Raw genomic sequence first — 16,692 nt, forward strand, 5'->3', positions numbered from 1 at the left:
CTTGCTTAGGCGGCTACAAGTTACGCAAAAGCCAGTATTACCTAAACCTTATTGTCCTAAGAAAAACCAAAAAGGCCACCGAATCGGTGGCCTTTACTATTTTATTGATATACGATTCCATTTATTTAAGTTCTATGAAATTATCTAGCACGTTTAAAAGAAACCCAAATCTCTTTTTCTTGGAAATTGTTGGTGGGATTTGTCCTGTTTTTGATCAAAAGGTCGGTTAAAACACAATTATTTTTCTTGATAATATCGTACCACGCCAAACTTTGAATTTCATGGAAGTTCTTTACCTCTGGTTTTGGCATTTCTTCGTAATATTTATCCAAAGAATCCTTTCGCACCTCAATAGGTAATTTAAATCCATGCTTTTCCAGATAAAATTTAGATAAGCTGGATGTATTGGGCATACCATATTTGCCTACAACTTTTTGATAAAATTGTTCCACATCCCATACCTTAAGGATTAGAAGAATTTCTTTGAACTTTTTATCCTCTCCCAGTTTTACCTTGGCGGCTATCTTTTCTACAGAAAATCCCAGAAAATGATATTGGCCTGCCATCCCATTAACTGTGCAATAGTCATAGGATGTCAGACCAGAATCTATAGAATTGTGCATATTTAATTCTATGTAAGTAGAATCTTTAAACACATCTGAGAACGATTTGCATAAAACACTTTCATCTATAACCATTGTCTGAGCGATTAAGCACGATAAAACTAAATACCACGAAATTGAATTCATATATAAATTTAATAACAATCATCAGTACCCGACCAATCTTCTTTATATTGTCTCGGTGTTCCTAACCAACCCAAAGGGGCATTTCTTGTTGCCTGCCCTCCAATTTCTTGGAAATTTTCTTTTATAAACTTACATCATAGGAATCACCTCCATCTGGATAAAATCCAAAAGTACTTGTCATACCATTTTGAGAAATGGAAACGAAAGCATGTCCAACTTTATCTTCGCCGAAAGCTCACAACAAATTAAAGGTGAGAAAAAACCAACCCTGGTCACCTTGATTCAACAAGATCCAAGAAGCCAGTTTACTAGAGTTTTCTTCAAAAAGGAGGTAACCTAATGGATTTTCCGCATCATCCTTTAAATAGTATACTAACACATCCTTTTCAAAACCCTTCAAATTTTTTTCAAACGGCTCATATATTTTATGGGTTTTAAAAAAACGAATGGGTTTTGCATCTAAATTTTCGATGCCGATGGAATCTATCGTGGAAGGAATATGGTGAAATATGGTGTCAAAAGCTCTGATTCTTCTTTTTTTTCTTTCACTATTGGTGTCATCGAGTACATTGTCAAAAAAAATATACTTGTCAAATAAAGTGTCTTTAGAAATTTTGACCGATGTTACGATATAATCACTTAGACCTTTTATGGTTTTGTAATATTCCAACTCCTTTGCGTTCCATTCCTCATCTTTCTGTGAAAAGACAACTACTGGAATTAAAGTAAACGTGATAAACAGAAAAAAACTTCGTTTTATCTTCATATGAAATTAATTGCAGCCATTTGCCTTTGATGACGCAAAACCGCCTTCTGTATTGGCTCCTGGCCTTGTTCTTAAAATTTGTCCTAATTTTCCGGGATTGTCTCCTCCAGACCCAGTTGGATATACTCCCCAAGCATTATCAATATTGAATCCAGCTAGATTCGCCAATTCCAAGGAATAATCAGTACAGTTATAGTTATATACATCATAAATGTCAGGATAATTAATAGCCTTTTGAATTACAAGTGCTAAAGTTGCTCCAGAAATATTTCTTGATAGGCTAACATCGTAGCTGTCACCCCCATTATTGCCAATAATACTTGACCCATGTGCAGATTTGATGCCTTCCCCGCTAGGATAAAACCCGAAAGAACTTGTTTTACCACTCTGAGCAATGGAAATGAAGGCGTGACCAACATCCAAATCTGAATTGATAGAAGCACTTGAGCCTTTTATTGGTTGGTCAGCATATATTGTGATTACCGCGGGCTGCGAAGTATCATAACACGACAAAAAATCTTCAATATCTTCTATTGGCGTGTCAGGAGTCAATTCATCCAAAACGTCTTCCTCCTCAAAACTCGGGTTGCTTCCGCCTCCCCCAGCGCCGCCATAGCCCCAGGTACTGCCCCCGGATGGGCCCTCCACGTATCCACTGCCCCCGTAAAGCCCATTTATGGGGATATGGGTGATCGATTGATTGCTGGGAGCTGTGACGGTCACACCATCCAAGTGCTGTGTGTTGCAGATGCACACGGGGTCGCTGGAACCGTGCCCGCACCACTGCCTGCACTCGGCATTGTCAAACTTGGACCCTTGGCTTCCCCCAGCTTTGCCGTGCAGGTCATATGCCACTGTAATCAAGCCTTCCTCCACTTTAAATCCCTTCAATAGGTTTCCTTGAAGGGTGGCCAGGGTGATTTCACCATTAAAGGCAGTGCTGTCAGGGCTCTCAAGGTCAGGGTACATGTTGAAGACCACCGTTTTCAAGGTGCCATTGACCTCAAGGGCCAATATTCTACTGTGTTGTCCCTTAAATGGAGTTTTGGCCGGAACGACCATGAGCTTGGCATCGGACTCGGTTATGTTCTCTAGGGAAATCCGGTTGGTATCGAACTCGACATACGGGCTTTCTCCATTCTTGTCGGACATCTTTTATTGGGCCGACAGCATATCAAAAACTTCATTTTGGTCGGCAGTGGCACAGGTTTGTTGGGGATGAGGGTCTTCTTCATAAAAAGCTGCTTCCTCCTTTTGGCAGTTCCAGGCCAACATGGCCAAAAGCAACAAGAAGAGTAGGTTTTTCAGTTGTTTCATTTTGTCAAGTTTTAATAATTAATAAGATTGGGGAACCTTAAAAAATCACCGCAACACACGGTATACGAATGTTGTGTTCGAATACACTTTTGCTGCGCTCAACAAGTAATGAGGATTGTGTTGGGACTAATCTAAGAACTTTAATTTAAACCGCATTGGACAAAAACCTTAAAAAAACTAGGGGTTTTCCGTAATTGCTTTGTCCAACTTAAGAAGTTACTAAAACCAAAAAGGCCACCGAATCGGTGGCCTTTACTTATATAAATATATTGTACTTCTAGTTGTTCCGAGCCTCGGCTATTGAATATTTAACCTCGCTTTGGTTCGGCTTAATTATTCAACGCTTCCGCTCCACCAACAATTTCGAGGATTTCGTTGGTAATGGCCGCTTGACGGGCTTTGTTGTACGTTAATTTAAGCTCGTCCCTAAGCTCCGCGGCATTGTCCGTTGCTTTGTGCATGGCCGTCATACGGGCACCGTGCTCACTCGCAAAAGAATCTCTAATGGCCTTGAACAATTGTGTCTTCAAGGATTTAGGTATCAACTCTTTTACGATTTCCACTTTTGAAGGTTCAAAAATGTAATCGGCAGCAATGGCTTCATCACCTTCTGCGCCAACAATGGGCAGGAACTGTTCTGTCATCACAATCTGTGTCGCGGCATTTTTGAACTTGTTGTACACCAACTCGATTTTATCATAATCACCTTTGGTGAACAAACGCATTAAAAGTTCGGCAATTTCGGCAACGTTCTCAAAGGTCAAATCATCATACACCTTGCTCTGGTCGCCCAAAATGGTATGTCTTTTTCTAAGGATATCGTTTCCTTTCTTACCAATGGTATAGAAATCGACCTGTTTGCCCGGATACTTATTGGACACCAAATTGTTGCTCTGCTTGATGATGTTGGAATTGAACCCACCACAAAGACCTCTATTGGAAGTAATGGCTACCACCAAAACTTTGTTCACTGGCCTTTTGTCGGCGTACTCGCTTCCTCCATCTCCTTCCAAACTGGCGCTAAGCCCTTGTAGGAGCTCGGTCAGTTTATCGGAATAGGGACGCATTGCCGTAATAGCATCCTGTGCCTTCTTCAACTTGGCAGCAGAAACCATTTTCATGGCACTGGTAATCTGCATCGTTGATGAGATGGATGATATCCTGTTACGTATTTCCTTTAGATTTGCCATATTCTTCTTTGTCATTCCGCACTTGATGCGGAATCTTTTTGGTTATGGATTCCTGCAGTGCCCTTCGACTACGCTCAGGGCCCCTCAGAAATGACAATTGTTATGCTTTGTACTTGCTTGAAAGGTCCTTGCAAACAGCAGTCAATGTATCGGTAACCTCGTCGGTCAATTTACCGGCTTTAAGCGTATCCAAAACATCTCTGTGCTTGGCGTTCAAGAACTCCAAGTAATCTTTTTCAAACTCTTTTACCTTGTCCACAGGAACATCTCTCAACAAGTTCTTGGAACCTGCAAAGATGATGGCCACCTGATCTTCAACGGTAAATGGATCGTTCTGACCTTGTTTCAAGATCTCCACGTTTCTTCGTCCTTTTTCGATTACGTTCAAGGTAGCGGCATCCAAGTCGGAACCGAACTTGGCAAAAGCTTCCAATTCACGGAACTGGGCCTGGTCAAGTTTCAAGGTACCTGCTACTTTCTTCATGGACTTGATCTGCGCGGAACCACCCACACGTGATACGGAGATACCTACATTGATCGCAGGACGAACCCCTTGGTTGAACAAATCTTGCTCCAAGAATATCTGACCATCGGTAATGGAAATTACGTTGGTTGGGATATAAGCGGATACGTCACCTGCCTGAGTTTCGATAATTGGAAGTGCCGTTAAAGAACCTCCACCTTTCACTTTAGACTTTAATGATTCAGGAAGGTCGTTCATATTCTTTGCAATAGCATCGTCACCGATTACTTTCGCAGCACGCTCCAATAGTCTGGAGTGAAGGTAGAAAACATCTCCAGGGTAAGCCTCACGTCCCGGCGGTCTTCTCAACAACAAGGAAACCTCACGGTAAGCTACTGCCTGTTTTGACAAGTCATCATAAATAATCAATGCCGGACGGCCTGTATCCCTGAAGTACTCACCAATGGCAGCACCCGCGAACGGGGCATATACCTGCATAGGAGCAGGGTCGGAAGCATTTGCGGCAACAATGGTCGTATAGGCCAATGCCCCTTTTTCTTCCAACGTTTTGGCGATGGCGGCTACCGTTGATGCTTTCTGACCTACGGCAACGTAGATACAGTAAACCGGCTCACCTGCATCGTAAAATTCTTTTTGGTTTAGGATGGTATCGATACAAACTGTGGTCTTACCTGTTTGCTTGTCACCGATCACCAACTCCCTTTGTCCACGACCAACCGGAATCATGGCATCGATAGCCTTGATACCTGTTTGCATTGGTTCGTCAACGGGTTGTCTAAAAATTACACCCGGAGCCTTACGTTCCAAAGGCATCTCGTAGGTTTCACCAGCAACAGGTCCTTTACCGTCGATAGGTTTACCCAAGGTATCCACCACACGGCCAACAATTCCTTCACCAACATTGATGGAAGCAATACGCTCGGTTCTCTTAACAGTAGCGCCTTCCACGATCTCTTTGGATGGGCCCAACAATACAACACCAACGTTGTCTTCTTCCAAGTTAAGAACGATACCTTGCATACCACCCTCGAACTCTACCAACTCCCCGTACTGGGCATTGGAAAGTCCATATACACGGGCAATACCATCACCTACTTGTAATACGGTACCTACTTCATCCAAAGAAGCGGATGCTTCGAAACCTGATAACTGTTTTTTCAAAATTGCTGATACCTCAGCGGCTTTTACTCCTGCCATTTTTATAGACTATTTGTAAATTCTCTTTTTAATCCGTTCAATTTGTTTGCGATGCTTGCATCGTATTGGGTGTCGCCCACCCTAAGTACAAATCCTCCGATGATGCTCTCATCGATTTTATTCTCCAAAGTCACCTTGTTGCCGGTAGCTTTGGTAACCGTGTCCAAAATCTTTTTCTCCAACTCGGAGGTCAAAGGAACAGCAGTTGTTACATAAGCTACTTCTTCTCCCTTCAATTTTTCGTGAAGGATGATGTACTTGTAGGCCACTTCCTGTAACATATCTATTCGCTTGTTGCTGATCAAAGTTTGAAGAAGACCTTTGGTGATTTCGTTGGCACCTTTGAAGATTTCGAGCAAACTGTTCTTCTTTACTTCTGATTTTATGATAGGGCTCTCCAATACATTTTGAAGCTCCACGTTTTCAGAAATGGTCGCAGCTATCTCCCGCATGTCTTTTTCAACGGCATCGGCCGCCTTCTTTTCGACTGCGAAATCCAAGGTTGCTTTTGCGTAGCGTATGGCTGCCCTGTTTTGGTTCATGGTCTGTTAGTTCAGTTTAATATCGCCCAACATGTCCTCTACCAACTTTTGTTGTTTGGTTTTATCGGACAATTCTTCTTTGATTACTTTTTCCGCAATCTCCACGGATAGATTGGCCACTTGTGCCTTAATGTCGGCGACTGCAGCTTTCTTCTCAGCTTCAATAGTAGCTTGAGCTTGCTTGATCACCTTATCGCCTTCAACTTGGGCTTGTTCCTTGGCTTCAGCAATGATGCTTTCTTTGATTTCCCTGGCCTCTTTCAACAAAGCGTCCCTTTCAACTTTGGCCTCCCTCAAAAGCTTTTCGCTGTCGGCAGTAACGTTCTGCATTTCCTTTTTTGCCGCCTCAGCTGCCTCAAGTGCATCTTTTATACCCTCTTCACGTTTTTCAACCGCACCAAGGATAGGTTTCCATGCATACTTTCTAAGCAATAATAAAAGAGCGATAAAAAGCAACATCTGCCAAAAAAACAACCCGAAGGAAAACTGCTCGATTAACTTTTCCATTTATCTTATTCTATTAATTCTTTTAAACTATATCATTTAAATCAATGAAGGGCCACAGCCAACCGCTATGGCCTTCATCAATGTTTTTACGGTTATTAAGCTGCAAAAAGAGCGGCGAAACCGATACCTTCAATAAGGGCTGCTGCAATCAACATTGCTGTTTGGATCTTACCAGAAGCTTCAGGTTGACGTGCAATGGCTTCCATTGCTTGTCCACCGATTCTACCGATACCCAATCCTGCTCCGATTACGATCAAACCAGCACCTACGATGTTTGGAATTGTCATGATATATGAATTTAAATATTAAACGTTCTAATTAATGATGATCTTCTTCTACCGCCATACCAAAGTATAGAGCGGACAACATGGTGAAAATATACGCCTGTAATGCCGCCACCAACAATTCCAATAAGGAAAGTGCGAATGCCAACAAGAAAGACAATGGGCTACCTATCCAGTTCTTGAATATGAACATAAGCCCGATAATACTCATCAATACCACGTGACCTGCGGTAATGTTGGCGTATAAACGAATCATCAACGAAAATGGCTTGATGAAGGTTCCCAACAATTCGATGGGCGCCAATATAATTTTCATTGGAACAGGTACTCCCGGCATCCAAAAAATGTGTTTCCAGTAGTTTTTGTTCCCCGTAAATGTTGTAATAAAGTAGGTAATGATCGCTAATGCGAAAGTAACGGCAATATTGTTGGTTACGTTAACCCCAAGTGGTGTCAATCCCAAAAGGTTGATAATCCACACAAAGAAGAATACCGTTAACAAATAGCTCATGTACCTCTTATACTTGTGCTCACCAATATTAGGGATAGCTATTTCGTCGCGAACAAAAAGAACAAGGGGCTCCAAGAATCTTCCCAATCCTTTTGGCATTGTACTCTTCTGATATCTTTTGGCCATGGAGCGGAACACCAAAAACATAAGAAGCGCTACTGCAATTATGAACACAACATTCTTTGTTATGGAAAAATCCAAAGGCTTTTCGTTGGTAGGATGGGAATCGTCCACTACCAAGTTCTCACCAAAAGCATCCTCGGTATGTGTTTCCTCACCATGGTGCCCTCCGTAATTAATGGTACCCTCGGCGTCGGTCTTATAAATTTTATTATGGTATAGCTTGTAGTAGTTCCCATCAACCTCAGCCACGCCTTCTCCGTGCTTTAATTTAGATGAGGAAAAAACCTTAAGACCGTTGTCCCAAAGAATTACAGGAAGCGGAAAGCCAACGTATTTATGTTCCCCTGTATCCGTAGTGTAAGAATAAAGGTTGAAATCATGCGAATCCAAAAGGTGATGGTCGATGTATTCCTTAATCTCTGTTTTTAAATCATGGCCGCCGGTTTCAACTTCTTCTCCCTCATGGTTTTGGGCCGACACAAATCCCGCAATCAAAAAGATTACGGCAACTATTTTTTTACTGAAAAAAGAATTTCGCATATGATCCAACTAATGGGTCCTCAAAAATTGGTGCAAAAATACATTCCCCAATCAAAAGAAAAAAGCTTTTTACAGTATTATTTTTTTTATTGTTTTTTTAGGTGATTTTCAGGGCTTTGCTACACAGTATTAAGCAGTTTCACCAAAAAGAATGTTTCGAGCACCGATGCAAATCCGTAGGGCACAAAAAACACAAGGAACTCCAAACGTTCCATATTGCCGTCTTGATTAAATCCTGGATATAAAAAAATGAAGAATAGAGTAAATTTTATAAGACTTCCCCCCAAGAAAAAAAAGCCCAGCAGATCACGATGTTTATTTCGAAAAATATAAATGGCAAAAAACACGATCAATGCCATTATGCCGTTCAGCACATAGCTTTTCACAATTTGAAGGCCGGAAAGTTGATGCCCTTTATTTTCAAGCAGCCAAATCTGGGCAAAAAACAGCACAACTAGACCCAATAACAAGGAGGAAACAAAAAGGGCCGGGTAATACCTAAATTTCAATCGTTGATTTTTTTTAGTTGTTGAATCACCAAATATATGGAAATGGCAACCGCTAGCAGGGTACAAATGGGAAGGAATATTTTTTCGGTACCGTAATGGGCGTCCAGCCACTTGCCTCCCCATACGCCCAAATAAATAACAATGCCCATTTGAATGGCAGAACCAGACAAACGGGCAGCTGTATTAATTGCTTTGTTATACTTTTTTTTAGGAGGCTTTTGCTGGCTCATCTTTTTTGGATGACTGCATTTTAGTGGCCGTTGCAACAGCTCCTTTGCCCATGGTACAGGCGGCGTTAAAGGTAGCTCCGGGTTCTACGGCCAATTTGGCCACGCTCACGGTTCCTTCTATCGTTGCAGAAGATTTTAAAGAGAGTAGATCTTTTACCATAAGTTCTCCATTGAACTTCCCTTCTATATCCGCGTTTACACACTCTACCTTTCCGTTGATGTAACCATCTTTCCCAATGACTACCTTGCCGGAAGTGGTTACATTTCCTTCCAGTTTACCGTCTATCCTAAAGTCGGCCTCGGAAGTAATGTCGCCTTTTATTGTCGTGTTCTTTTCAATTCTATTGGGCTGGCCGCCAAATTCATTCATAGGTCGTGGTTTTTTGTTGTCGGAAAACATGGTGTTCTGGGGTTTTGGGGTTTAAAATTGTGCTTTGTACGATTCTAGGTTTTTGTGGACTTGTATTATTTTGTAATTCTCTGATAAAACTACAAAATTCTCATCTTTAATAAGGTAGTCCCTGTTGTTTTTTATAAGTTCTGCAAAGCCCAAGGCAAAGTCTTTGGAACGGAAACCATGTACCACCACAAACTGATCTTCCAAATTATAGATGTCCTTGGATATCCGGTTGTTGTACCGCAGTTCTTTTATTACCTCCTCGAGTCTCTTTTTCAGTTCGTTCGCCTTTTCGTCGTTCCTGATCTTAAACTGGAATACTACCTTCCAATTACCGGCTCCTGTTGAACCCGTTTCTGGAGAAAACTCTTTGTTCTCCAATTTTGGCAATTGTTCCTCCACGATCTGTTCCGCTTTTTTACCTTCTGGATTATTGGGGTAGGTCAGCGCCACATAGTTCAAAGCTTCTTTAAAAGGCTCAAATCCCTGTAGGCGGCCAATCGCATTGGCCTTCAGCATTTCGAACTTGGGCACAATGGGATCTCCCGTAAACTTGCTTATATATTCTTCGGATCGGGTAATTACATTTAAAAATTCCTGTTGTTGGTATTGTTTGAACAATGCTGCGTACCTGGCATCTGGGCTATCGGTATTGCCATCCAATACCGCCTGTGGGTTTAGCAAGATCTCCGCATATCGTGTATCGGGGTGATTGGAAATAATGTCCTGCCTTATATTGTTCGCCAATGGACTTCCTGATTCTTCGTAGATTTTGTAAAGGTTATATTTTGATGGCAATATTAATCGCTCCTCGGGATTAGAAGATAGTACGCGCTCCAATTTGGCGGCAGCTAGCATATTGTCCTTGAATTTTTCTTTATAAATAAGGCCTAACTGATAATTGGCAAAGTTGCGCTCGCCCTTTAAACTATCGATTACGGCCACATCGGTAGGTATCTGGGCCAAATAGTACTCCGTGGAATACTTTTGGTCCTCTGTTAAATTATCCTCTTTGTTGGCGATAATTTCACCTGTGGCTTCGGAAACGGAGACCCTGGCCTTGTTGCTCCATCTCCAATCGTCTTCGAGCGCTCTGTTGCCCCATCGGGTCTTAAAATCGTTTTTTCCGTAGCCCAAACTGGTAATATTGTAAAAATAGAACTTGCCTTTGTTCTCCTTTCCGCCTTTACTGTCCGCAAAAGTAGCGAATCCGGCCACTGTTTTTTGCAGTTGCTTTTCTGCCTCTGCCTCCTCTTTTCGTTTTAATTCGGCAATATAGTCATCAAAATAGGCCTTACGCTCGGCAACGGGCATTTGATATAGGGTAATAACACTGTCGGCATGCTGAACAATATCTTCGTATTTGATTACATCTTCAAGGTTGTCCAACTTCTTTGTAATATCGCGGTGTTTTCTGGTATTTTCATTCAGGTTGGTCAAAGTACTATCATAGTATGACCCCGCAATCCTATACTGGTCTTCATCAAAATAATAATCGGCCAAGCTCTGATAATTGAGCGCATTTAACTTTTGTTCTCCCTGTGTGGCTTGGATGGATTTGTTATAATAGGCCAATGCCAAACTGTCGGATTCAAATGCCATGTGGTATTCGGCCACTTGTCGATAAATTTTATCCAAGAAAGGTCGGTTTTCCCTGTTTTCTTCCAGTTTGGTAAGGTATTCCAACATTTCTTCCCTGTTGTCCTCGGTAAGTTGGGTATTTTGGATTTTTTTCAGATGCGCGTTGATCATATACACTCTCGGCGATTTGCGGTTGAGTGCTATTACCTTATCGTAGGCAAAATTGGCACTGTCCTTATGTCCCAGTTGATCGTACAACTGCCCAATTATGAACAGGTATCTACCTTTTTCCGGATTCTTTTTGGTGTAGGCCTGCGATATTTTAAGTTTTTGGATAGCTGTATCCGGGGCATTAAGGTTGATGTAGCATTGGGCCAAAACGGCATTGGCGTCGGCATATTCCTGATCCTTGAGCCTTTCGTACTTAAAAAGGCGTTTTAGATTTTTTATGGCCACCTCTGGGTTGTCCAATCGCATATTGGTTTTTTCTCGCCAGATGGTTGCCTCGTTAAGTTTATCGCTGGAACTATATTTTCTCAGGATGTAGTTGAAAGATTCCAAGGCAGGGATATAGCGCTGATCGAAGTATCGGGACTTCCCCAGCAAAAGAAAGGCTTCGTCTGTTTGTGGGTTTCTTTCTTCATCCTTAATGTCCATGCTGTGCTTTTGGATGGCCTTGGTGGCCTTTTCCTCAGCAATAATAAAATTGGGATTGTTATCTTCTGAGTCGAGTTTTACCTCGTCGGTGACCTTAAGGCGTTCCACGGGCAAAATTTCCCAATAGTCGTCCCGATAATTGGCGTTGATTTCTTCCAGCCCTTGTTGAAAGGCCAAATTTCCGTTGTACAAGGTGTTGTACTTTGTGTTGAGTGCATGCCAATTTCGGTTGACGAATTTGTCCTTTTTGGTGGAACAGGCATTAAAAACCAGTCCTCCCAAAACCATGGCGCCTATAAATGTGTGATGAAGCTTCAAAATTATCGATAATCTTGTGTAACCATTAACTCAAAAATGATCGGATTATTATAAGCCTTATCGATAAAGTGCAAGAATTTCTTCAGGTCGTTTTAAAACATCAACCCGCAAAGAAAGCTTCAAGCTCTTTCATGGTTTCTGCCGAGGTGTGGATGTCCTTTACAATTTCGCCTTTGTTGAGCACCACGATACGTTCGCAGACTTCGGTTACATGAATCAGATCATGACTGGACACCAAAACGGTAACTCCCTCTTTTGCGGCCAGATCTTTTATAATTCCTTTTAATCGAATTTGCGTGGTGGGGTCCAAATTGGCAAATGGCTCGTCCAAAATAACCACTTCGGGGTTACCGATAAAGCTGGCCACTAAACCTACCTTCTTTTGGTTTCCTTTGGAAAGGTCCCGCAGATACTTTTTTTGACCCAAGATCTCTCCATGGAAAAAATCTTCAAAATTGGACAAGAGTGCATCTACATCCGCCTTGTTCCTACCACGCAGTTCGCCGATAAAGTAAAAATACTCTTCCGGGGTCAGGTAGCCGATCAAAAAAGTCTCATCGATAAATGCGGAGGTAAAGGGTTTCCATGCTTCGCTTTGATCCACTTGTACCTCGTTGTTTATTATATGGCCTGTAGAAGGTTGAATCAAATCCAACAACAAACTAAATAGAGTGGTTTTTCCTGCTCCGTTGTTCCCAACAAGGCCAAAGCTCTGTCCTTTTGGTATTTCCAATTGATCAATGTTCAAAACGGTGTTTTGTCCGTAGGTCTTGGTTAAATTATGAACTGTTATCATCTGTGTTTTTTATGTTGGTTATTTCTGTTTGTATGCTTGTAATGTTTTGTACTTCTCCTTTTTATAGATGCCCTCGATCATGGTAAACACTTTGTTTTTAAAAACAAATCCGAGCAATCCAAAAACTGCCACAAAAATGTATCCGGCCATAGGAGAAATTAAAAAGTGCCCAATGGCATAAATGCCCATGGGCAAGGCCAACTTTGGCAGCGTGAGCAATAGTGTTTTGGCATTAAATGCCTGTTTATCGCCAAAGGCCTTTTTGTTAGAGGTTAGATCTATCGGTGTTTTTACATAGGCCCCTCCCCAAAGCACAAGGTAACTGTTAATACCGATATTATAGATGGCGCCTACCAATACTGCGGCATAGGCCTCCCAACCAAAATAGATATAAAATGAAGCCAAAATGGTGGAAATAATGGTTGCAATGATCACCAAGTACCATTTTGAGGAAAGGTACTCACGATATTTAATGTTCTGGCTCATCATTAAAGGATAATAGCTACTGTCCCAGCTGGGCACATACTGCCCAAAACTGAAGAGAAAACCTCCGGTAACAAATATGCCTGCGAATACTTTCCAGAAAGGGCCTTCATAAACTTCCAAAGCTCCGGTAAAAAATAGAAGTCCGTAAAAAATAAAGAAGGCTCCTGCTATTACGGCCGAACGTGATCTCTTGTTCCTTTTTATCAGTTTGATGTCGTTCTTGAGGAATGTTCCCAAATTGCCAAAGCGGTCCAACCACTCCAAATTTTCTGTTTTGGCCACCGATTGCTTTTTGGCCAGACCACCATCCAAATACATATGTTTTTTAAAATAAGCATAGGCTCCATAATACATGCCAGCTAAAGCTGCCCATGGTATTATGGCCGACCAGGGCATATCGTAAAATAGGTCGAAAACAGGTTGGGTGTAAACTGTAATATCAAACCATTGGTAATACTGCGATGCCCCGGCCAATATAAATATGGCCGCAAATACATAGAAAACCCCATTTTGATTGTTCACCATAACATTGATAAAGTTGTTACAGTAAAACAGGGCCATCAATGCCAAGTGCCATCCAATAACCTGCACGGGAGGATAGCCCTCTATCAGTAAAACAATACTGAACGGCACAAAAAAGAAGGCATGGGCAATATTAAAAAAAGAGATTACCGTTTTCCCCAATGAAAAGTTTACCACCTTGCTCTTATTTATGGGCAAATAGAGCAATGGTTTTATATTGGTCACCGGCATTTTTTGCAGCATGTACCTAAAAACAAGATCAAGGGCCATGTAATAGACCATAAACTGGTTGACAACGCGCAAGGGGTCGCCTATCTCCATTTTCTCGATCAAATAAAAGGCCCCGACCCCCATTCCCAAGAAAACAACAATAAAGTAAAGGGCACCCAAGGCCATCAATATTTTAAACCAAATCTCTGTTTTAAAACTGGCAGACCTAAAAAATGACTTCCATTGAAGTCCCATAAAATGTTTGAGCATGGCTGGCTTTTTTTTGTTGGTGTCTAATTTATCGGTTTTGTTACAAAACCCATGCTTTTTCTTAAAATGACTGTTCAAAACAAGCGTAATGCTTAATTTTGTAACAAAATTTTGTACATGAGCGCATCCCATGCTTTAAAAATAGCTGCAGTGGACCAACTAACTCCAAACGCTGTGGCCCTTACTTTTAACATTCCTGAAAACCTTACAAACGCTTTTGCCTTTAAAGCAGGACAATACATCACTATAAAACACGAGATGGACGGAAAAGAACTCCGGAGAGCCTATTCCATTTCATCCCCCCCTTCATCTGGTAAACTTACAGTGGGCATTAAAAAGGTGGAAAATGGTACTTTTTCCGTTTTTGCCAATGAACATATCAAAGTTGGCGACACCTTTGAAATTATGCCCCCCGAAGGCCGGTTTATCTTTGAAGACGATTCGCCCAAAAACATTGCTGCTTTTGCCGCAGGTAGTGGTATTACCCCGATAATGAGCATTGCCCAAACCGTATTGGAAAGCAATCCCGAGAATGTTTTTGTTTTGGTATTTGGCAATCAATCGCCAGAAGAGACCATGTATTTTAAGGAAATACAGGCTATTAAAGAACAATATGGTGATCGTTTTTTTGTACAATATGTGTATAGCAGATCTACAGAAAAGGACGCTCTTTTTGGGAGAATAGAAAAATCCACCGTAAACTTTGTACTAAAAAACAAGTTCAAGGAAACTGCTTTTGATGGATTTTATCTGTGCGGGCCAGAGGACATGATCCACTTGGTAACGGACACTTTAAAAGATAACGGTGTTGATGAGGGTACAATTCATTTTGAACTTTTCACAAGTGGGGATGCCGAGGATTCCTTGGCCGAAGATTTGGACGGGAAAACCCAAGTAACCGTAATTTTGGACGATGAGAGCTACAATTTTGTAATGGATAAAAAAGAACTTGTCCTAGATGCTGTTCTAAAACAAGATATAGACGCGCCATATTCCTGTCAGGGTGGGGTCTGCAGTAGTTGTATAGCTCGGCTAACCGAAGGCAAGGCGGAAATGGTGAAAAACCAAATTCTAACCGATGGCGAAATCAATGATGGTTTTGTCCTGACTTGCCAATCACACCCAATTACATCAAAAATTACCGTGGATTTCGATAATGTATAAACTGGGTCAGGCCTTGGAAAGTATGTTGTCCAAGGCCTTGCGCCCATGTTCGTAGCCGATGTTATAAGCATTTTCAATGCCTTTCTTGTCCAACACGCCTATTTTTTCAAGTCCTTGGGGCTCAATAAAAAGGTCGCACCTCTGCAATTTTTCGTCGTTGGAAGCATGTATCATCAAACTGGTGACTCTCCCGGTCAATTGAAACGAATTTCGAAGGTCCTTTTTTTGCAGCGGCACGGTGACGGACACATTGCTCCCGATCATAAAATCGGTTTTATCCTCCACATATTCCGTTGGAAAGTTGTTCATAATTCCTCCATCGGCATACAGGACATCATTGATTTCAACAGGACTAAAAACTGGAGGAAGCGCGGCGGAAGCCAATAAGGGCTTTATAAGTTCGCCTGTGTTAAAAACAGTTTCCTTGCCCCTCATTAAATCGGTGGCAACAATATAAAGTGGCCTTCCCAAACTTTCAAAGGAGTTGGATGGGAAAAAGTGCTCAAACACATTGGCATACCGTTCAGTATCTATAAAACCGGGTTTGTTTATGGTAAAAAAACTATACTGGAACAATGGTGTTTCTTTAAAAAAAGAGAGCATTTCTTCAGCGGAATTTCCGTTGGCATAAAGTGCGCCCACCAATGCCCCGATACTGGTCCCGGAAACAACATTGGCCTCGATCCCGTGTTCGCGCATGGCTTTGATCAAACCTATGTGAGCCATTCCCCGAATACCCCCACCGGATAGCACAAGCCCTATTCTTTTATTCTTAAACATCTATTCCTTTTATAACAAATGTACATTTTTGGATGGTTCCATAGTGTAAATATATCAACCGAATCTTCATCTTAATATTAAGTTGATAAACAGGCTACATTACTAGTCTATTGTAGATAGAAATGGATTTTTGAAGGTTACAGCAAAATACAATCGTGATATTTGTTGTAAGTTTAGGTGTAACATAAAAATTTGAAGCATGTCCAAATCCTATTACGACCCGGCAGACCTGAGAAAATTTGGTAATATTACAGAGTGGAGTGAAGAGCTTGGCAATAAATTTTTTGATTATTACGGCAAAGTGTTCGAAGAAGGTGCTTTGAGCGCTCGAGAAAAATCATTGATCGCCCTGGCTGTTGCGCATGTAGTAAAGTGTCCTTATTGTATTGATGCCTATACCAAAGATGGTTTGCAAAGAGGCATCACCAAAGAGGAAATGATGGAAGCCGTGCACGCAGGTGCAGCGATCGAAAGTGGTGCCACTTTGGTTCATGGTGTTCAGATGATGAACAAGTACGAGAAACTTTCCATGTAGTTTCTAGAGCGCCTTGCCCATAGAAAC

The 16,692-nt window shown here is 41.6% G+C and carries 19 protein-coding genes; 2 read left to right on the forward strand and 17 right to left on the reverse strand.

The window, feature by feature from the left end; genetic code table 11:
- Positions 1-140: 140 nt before the first annotated feature.
- The 16 genes from ACXAFK_RS01510 to ACXAFK_RS01585 form a co-directional block, all read right to left on the reverse strand.
- The gene (locus ACXAFK_RS01510; protein WP_474956567.1) at positions 141-623 is read right to left on the reverse strand and encodes a hypothetical protein; all 483 of its coding nucleotides are present in this window, start codon (positions 621-623) and stop codon (positions 141-143) included.
- 361 nt (positions 624-984) lie between these two features.
- Positions 985-1,515: a hypothetical protein gene (locus ACXAFK_RS01515; protein ID WP_293297902.1), complete on the reverse strand. Its 531-nt coding sequence runs from the start codon at positions 1,513-1,515 to the stop codon at positions 985-987.
- Positions 1,516-1,521: 6 nt separating this feature from the next.
- Entirely contained in the window at positions 1,522-2,667 is a 1,146-nt protein-coding gene (locus tag ACXAFK_RS01520) for a hypothetical protein (protein WP_474956568.1), read from the reverse strand.
- A 3-nt stretch (positions 2,668-2,670) separates the two neighbouring features.
- The gene (locus ACXAFK_RS01525; protein WP_474956569.1) at positions 2,671-2,832 is read right to left on the reverse strand and encodes a hypothetical protein; all 162 of its coding nucleotides are present in this window, start codon (positions 2,830-2,832) and stop codon (positions 2,671-2,673) included.
- A 329-nt stretch (positions 2,833-3,161) separates the two neighbouring features.
- A complete protein-coding gene (gene atpG, locus ACXAFK_RS01530) occupies positions 3,162-4,022 on the reverse strand; it encodes an ATP synthase F1 subunit gamma (RefSeq protein ID WP_224836438.1) in 861 nt (286 codons plus the stop codon).
- 100 nt (positions 4,023-4,122) lie between these two features.
- On the reverse strand, positions 4,123-5,703 hold the full coding sequence (gene atpA / locus ACXAFK_RS01535) for a F0F1 ATP synthase subunit alpha (RefSeq protein WP_224835921.1): 1,581 nt from the start codon (positions 5,701-5,703) through the stop codon (positions 4,123-4,125).
- Positions 5,704-5,705: 2 nt separating this feature from the next.
- The gene (atpH, locus tag ACXAFK_RS01540; protein WP_224835922.1) at positions 5,706-6,245 is read right to left on the reverse strand and encodes an ATP synthase F1 subunit delta; all 540 of its coding nucleotides are present in this window, start codon (positions 6,243-6,245) and stop codon (positions 5,706-5,708) included.
- Positions 6,246-6,251: 6 nt separating this feature from the next.
- Positions 6,252-6,752, reverse strand: coding sequence for a F0F1 ATP synthase subunit B (locus ACXAFK_RS01545; RefSeq protein WP_224835923.1), 501 nt, complete (start codon positions 6,750-6,752; stop codon positions 6,252-6,254).
- Between the two features lie 95 nt (positions 6,753-6,847).
- A complete protein-coding gene (gene atpE, locus ACXAFK_RS01550; protein WP_053970734.1) occupies positions 6,848-7,039 on the reverse strand; it encodes an ATP synthase F0 subunit C in 192 nt (63 codons plus the stop codon).
- 31 nt (positions 7,040-7,070) lie between these two features.
- The gene (gene atpB, locus ACXAFK_RS01555; protein ID WP_252081047.1) at positions 7,071-8,210 is read right to left on the reverse strand and encodes a F0F1 ATP synthase subunit A; all 1,140 of its coding nucleotides are present in this window, start codon (positions 8,208-8,210) and stop codon (positions 7,071-7,073) included.
- A gap of 119 nt (positions 8,211-8,329) precedes the next feature.
- A complete protein-coding gene (locus ACXAFK_RS01560) occupies positions 8,330-8,719 on the reverse strand; it encodes a hypothetical protein (protein WP_252081046.1) in 390 nt (129 codons plus the stop codon).
- Positions 8,716-8,949: an AtpZ/AtpI family protein gene (locus tag ACXAFK_RS01565; RefSeq protein ID WP_224835926.1), complete on the reverse strand. Its 234-nt coding sequence runs from the start codon at positions 8,947-8,949 to the stop codon at positions 8,716-8,718. Before ACXAFK_RS01565 ends, ACXAFK_RS01560 begins: the two co-directional genes overlap by 4 nt.
- A complete protein-coding gene (locus ACXAFK_RS01570) occupies positions 8,927-9,349 on the reverse strand; it encodes a bactofilin family protein (protein ID WP_293297917.1) in 423 nt (140 codons plus the stop codon). Before ACXAFK_RS01570 ends, ACXAFK_RS01565 begins: the two co-directional genes overlap by 23 nt.
- Before the next feature lie 21 nt (positions 9,350-9,370).
- The gene (gene porW / locus ACXAFK_RS01575; protein ID WP_474956570.1) at positions 9,371-11,902 is read right to left on the reverse strand and encodes a type IX secretion system periplasmic lipoprotein PorW/SprE; all 2,532 of its coding nucleotides are present in this window, start codon (positions 11,900-11,902) and stop codon (positions 9,371-9,373) included.
- Between the two features lie 100 nt (positions 11,903-12,002).
- Positions 12,003-12,698, reverse strand: a complete 696-nt coding sequence (locus tag ACXAFK_RS01580) for an ABC transporter ATP-binding protein (protein WP_474956571.1) — start codon at positions 12,696-12,698, stop codon at positions 12,003-12,005.
- An 18-nt stretch (positions 12,699-12,716) separates the two neighbouring features.
- Positions 12,717-14,186, reverse strand: coding sequence for a DUF5687 family protein (locus ACXAFK_RS01585; RefSeq protein ID WP_338197555.1), 1,470 nt, complete (start codon positions 14,184-14,186; stop codon positions 12,717-12,719).
- A gap of 117 nt (positions 14,187-14,303) precedes the next feature.
- Here ACXAFK_RS01585 and ACXAFK_RS01590 point away from each other — a divergent pair, with 117 nt between their 5' ends.
- Positions 14,304-15,350, forward strand: coding sequence for a 2Fe-2S iron-sulfur cluster-binding protein (locus ACXAFK_RS01590; protein WP_474956572.1), 1,047 nt, complete (start codon positions 14,304-14,306; stop codon positions 15,348-15,350).
- Between the two features lie 6 nt (positions 15,351-15,356).
- Here ACXAFK_RS01590 and ACXAFK_RS01595 read toward each other — a convergent pair whose 3' ends face one another.
- Positions 15,357-16,130 carry a patatin-like phospholipase family protein gene (locus tag ACXAFK_RS01595; protein WP_417370248.1) on the reverse strand — a complete coding sequence of 258 codons (774 nt, stop codon included), beginning with the start codon at positions 16,128-16,130 and terminating at the stop codon, positions 15,357-15,359.
- A gap of 199 nt (positions 16,131-16,329) precedes the next feature.
- Here ACXAFK_RS01595 and ACXAFK_RS01600 point away from each other — a divergent pair, with 199 nt between their 5' ends.
- On the forward strand, positions 16,330-16,665 hold the full coding sequence (locus tag ACXAFK_RS01600) for an arsenosugar biosynthesis-associated peroxidase-like protein (RefSeq protein WP_252081040.1): 336 nt from the start codon (positions 16,330-16,332) through the stop codon (positions 16,663-16,665).
- The last annotated feature ends 27 nt before the right edge of the window (positions 16,666-16,692 follow it).

It is taken from the genome of Flagellimonas sp. ABD4_174 (assembly GCF_056160185.1).

Coding starts and splice junctions, on each gene's coding strand:
- ACXAFK_RS01515 (WP_293297902.1), bottom strand. CDS start 1,515: ATGAAGATAAAACGAAGTTTTTTTCTGTTTATCACGTTTACTTTAATT.
- ACXAFK_RS01595 (WP_417370248.1), bottom strand. CDS start 16,130: ATGTTTAAGAATAAAAGAATAGGGCTTGTGCTATCCGGTGGGGGTATT.
- ACXAFK_RS01600 (WP_252081040.1), top strand. CDS start 16,330: ATGTCCAAATCCTATTACGACCCGGCAGACCTGAGAAAATTTGGTAAT.
- atpE (WP_053970734.1), bottom strand. CDS start 7,039: ATGACAATTCCAAACATCGTAGGTGCTGGTTTGATCGTAATCGGAGCA.
- ACXAFK_RS01570 (WP_293297917.1), bottom strand. CDS start 9,349: ATGTTTTCCGACAACAAAAAACCACGACCTATGAATGAATTTGGCGGC.
- ACXAFK_RS01545 (WP_224835923.1), bottom strand. CDS start 6,752: ATGGAAAAGTTAATCGAGCAGTTTTCCTTCGGGTTGTTTTTTTGGCAG.
- ACXAFK_RS01510 (WP_474956567.1), bottom strand. CDS start 623: ATGCACAATTCTATAGATTCTGGTCTGACATCCTATGACTATTGCACA.
- ACXAFK_RS01565 (WP_224835926.1), bottom strand. CDS start 8,949: ATGAGCCAGCAAAAGCCTCCTAAAAAAAAGTATAACAAAGCAATTAAT.
- ACXAFK_RS01525 (WP_474956569.1), bottom strand. CDS start 2,832: ATGAAACAACTGAAAAACCTACTCTTCTTGTTGCTTTTGGCCATGTTG.
- atpG (WP_224836438.1), bottom strand. CDS start 4,022: ATGGCAAATCTAAAGGAAATACGTAACAGGATATCATCCATCTCATCA.
- ACXAFK_RS01580 (WP_474956571.1), bottom strand. CDS start 12,698: ATGATAACAGTTCATAATTTAACCAAGACCTACGGACAAAACACCGTT.
- atpH (WP_224835922.1), bottom strand. CDS start 6,245: ATGAACCAAAACAGGGCAGCCATACGCTACGCAAAAGCAACCTTGGAT.
- ACXAFK_RS01520 (WP_474956568.1), bottom strand. CDS start 2,667: ATGTCCGACAAGAATGGAGAAAGCCCGTATGTCGAGTTCGATACCAAC.
- atpB (WP_252081047.1), bottom strand. CDS start 8,210: ATGCGAAATTCTTTTTTCAGTAAAAAAATAGTTGCCGTAATCTTTTTG.
- ACXAFK_RS01585 (WP_338197555.1), bottom strand. CDS start 14,186: ATGCTCAAACATTTTATGGGACTTCAATGGAAGTCATTTTTTAGGTCT.
- ACXAFK_RS01590 (WP_474956572.1), top strand. CDS start 14,304: ATGAGCGCATCCCATGCTTTAAAAATAGCTGCAGTGGACCAACTAACT.
- atpA (WP_224835921.1), bottom strand. CDS start 5,703: ATGGCAGGAGTAAAAGCCGCTGAGGTATCAGCAATTTTGAAAAAACAG.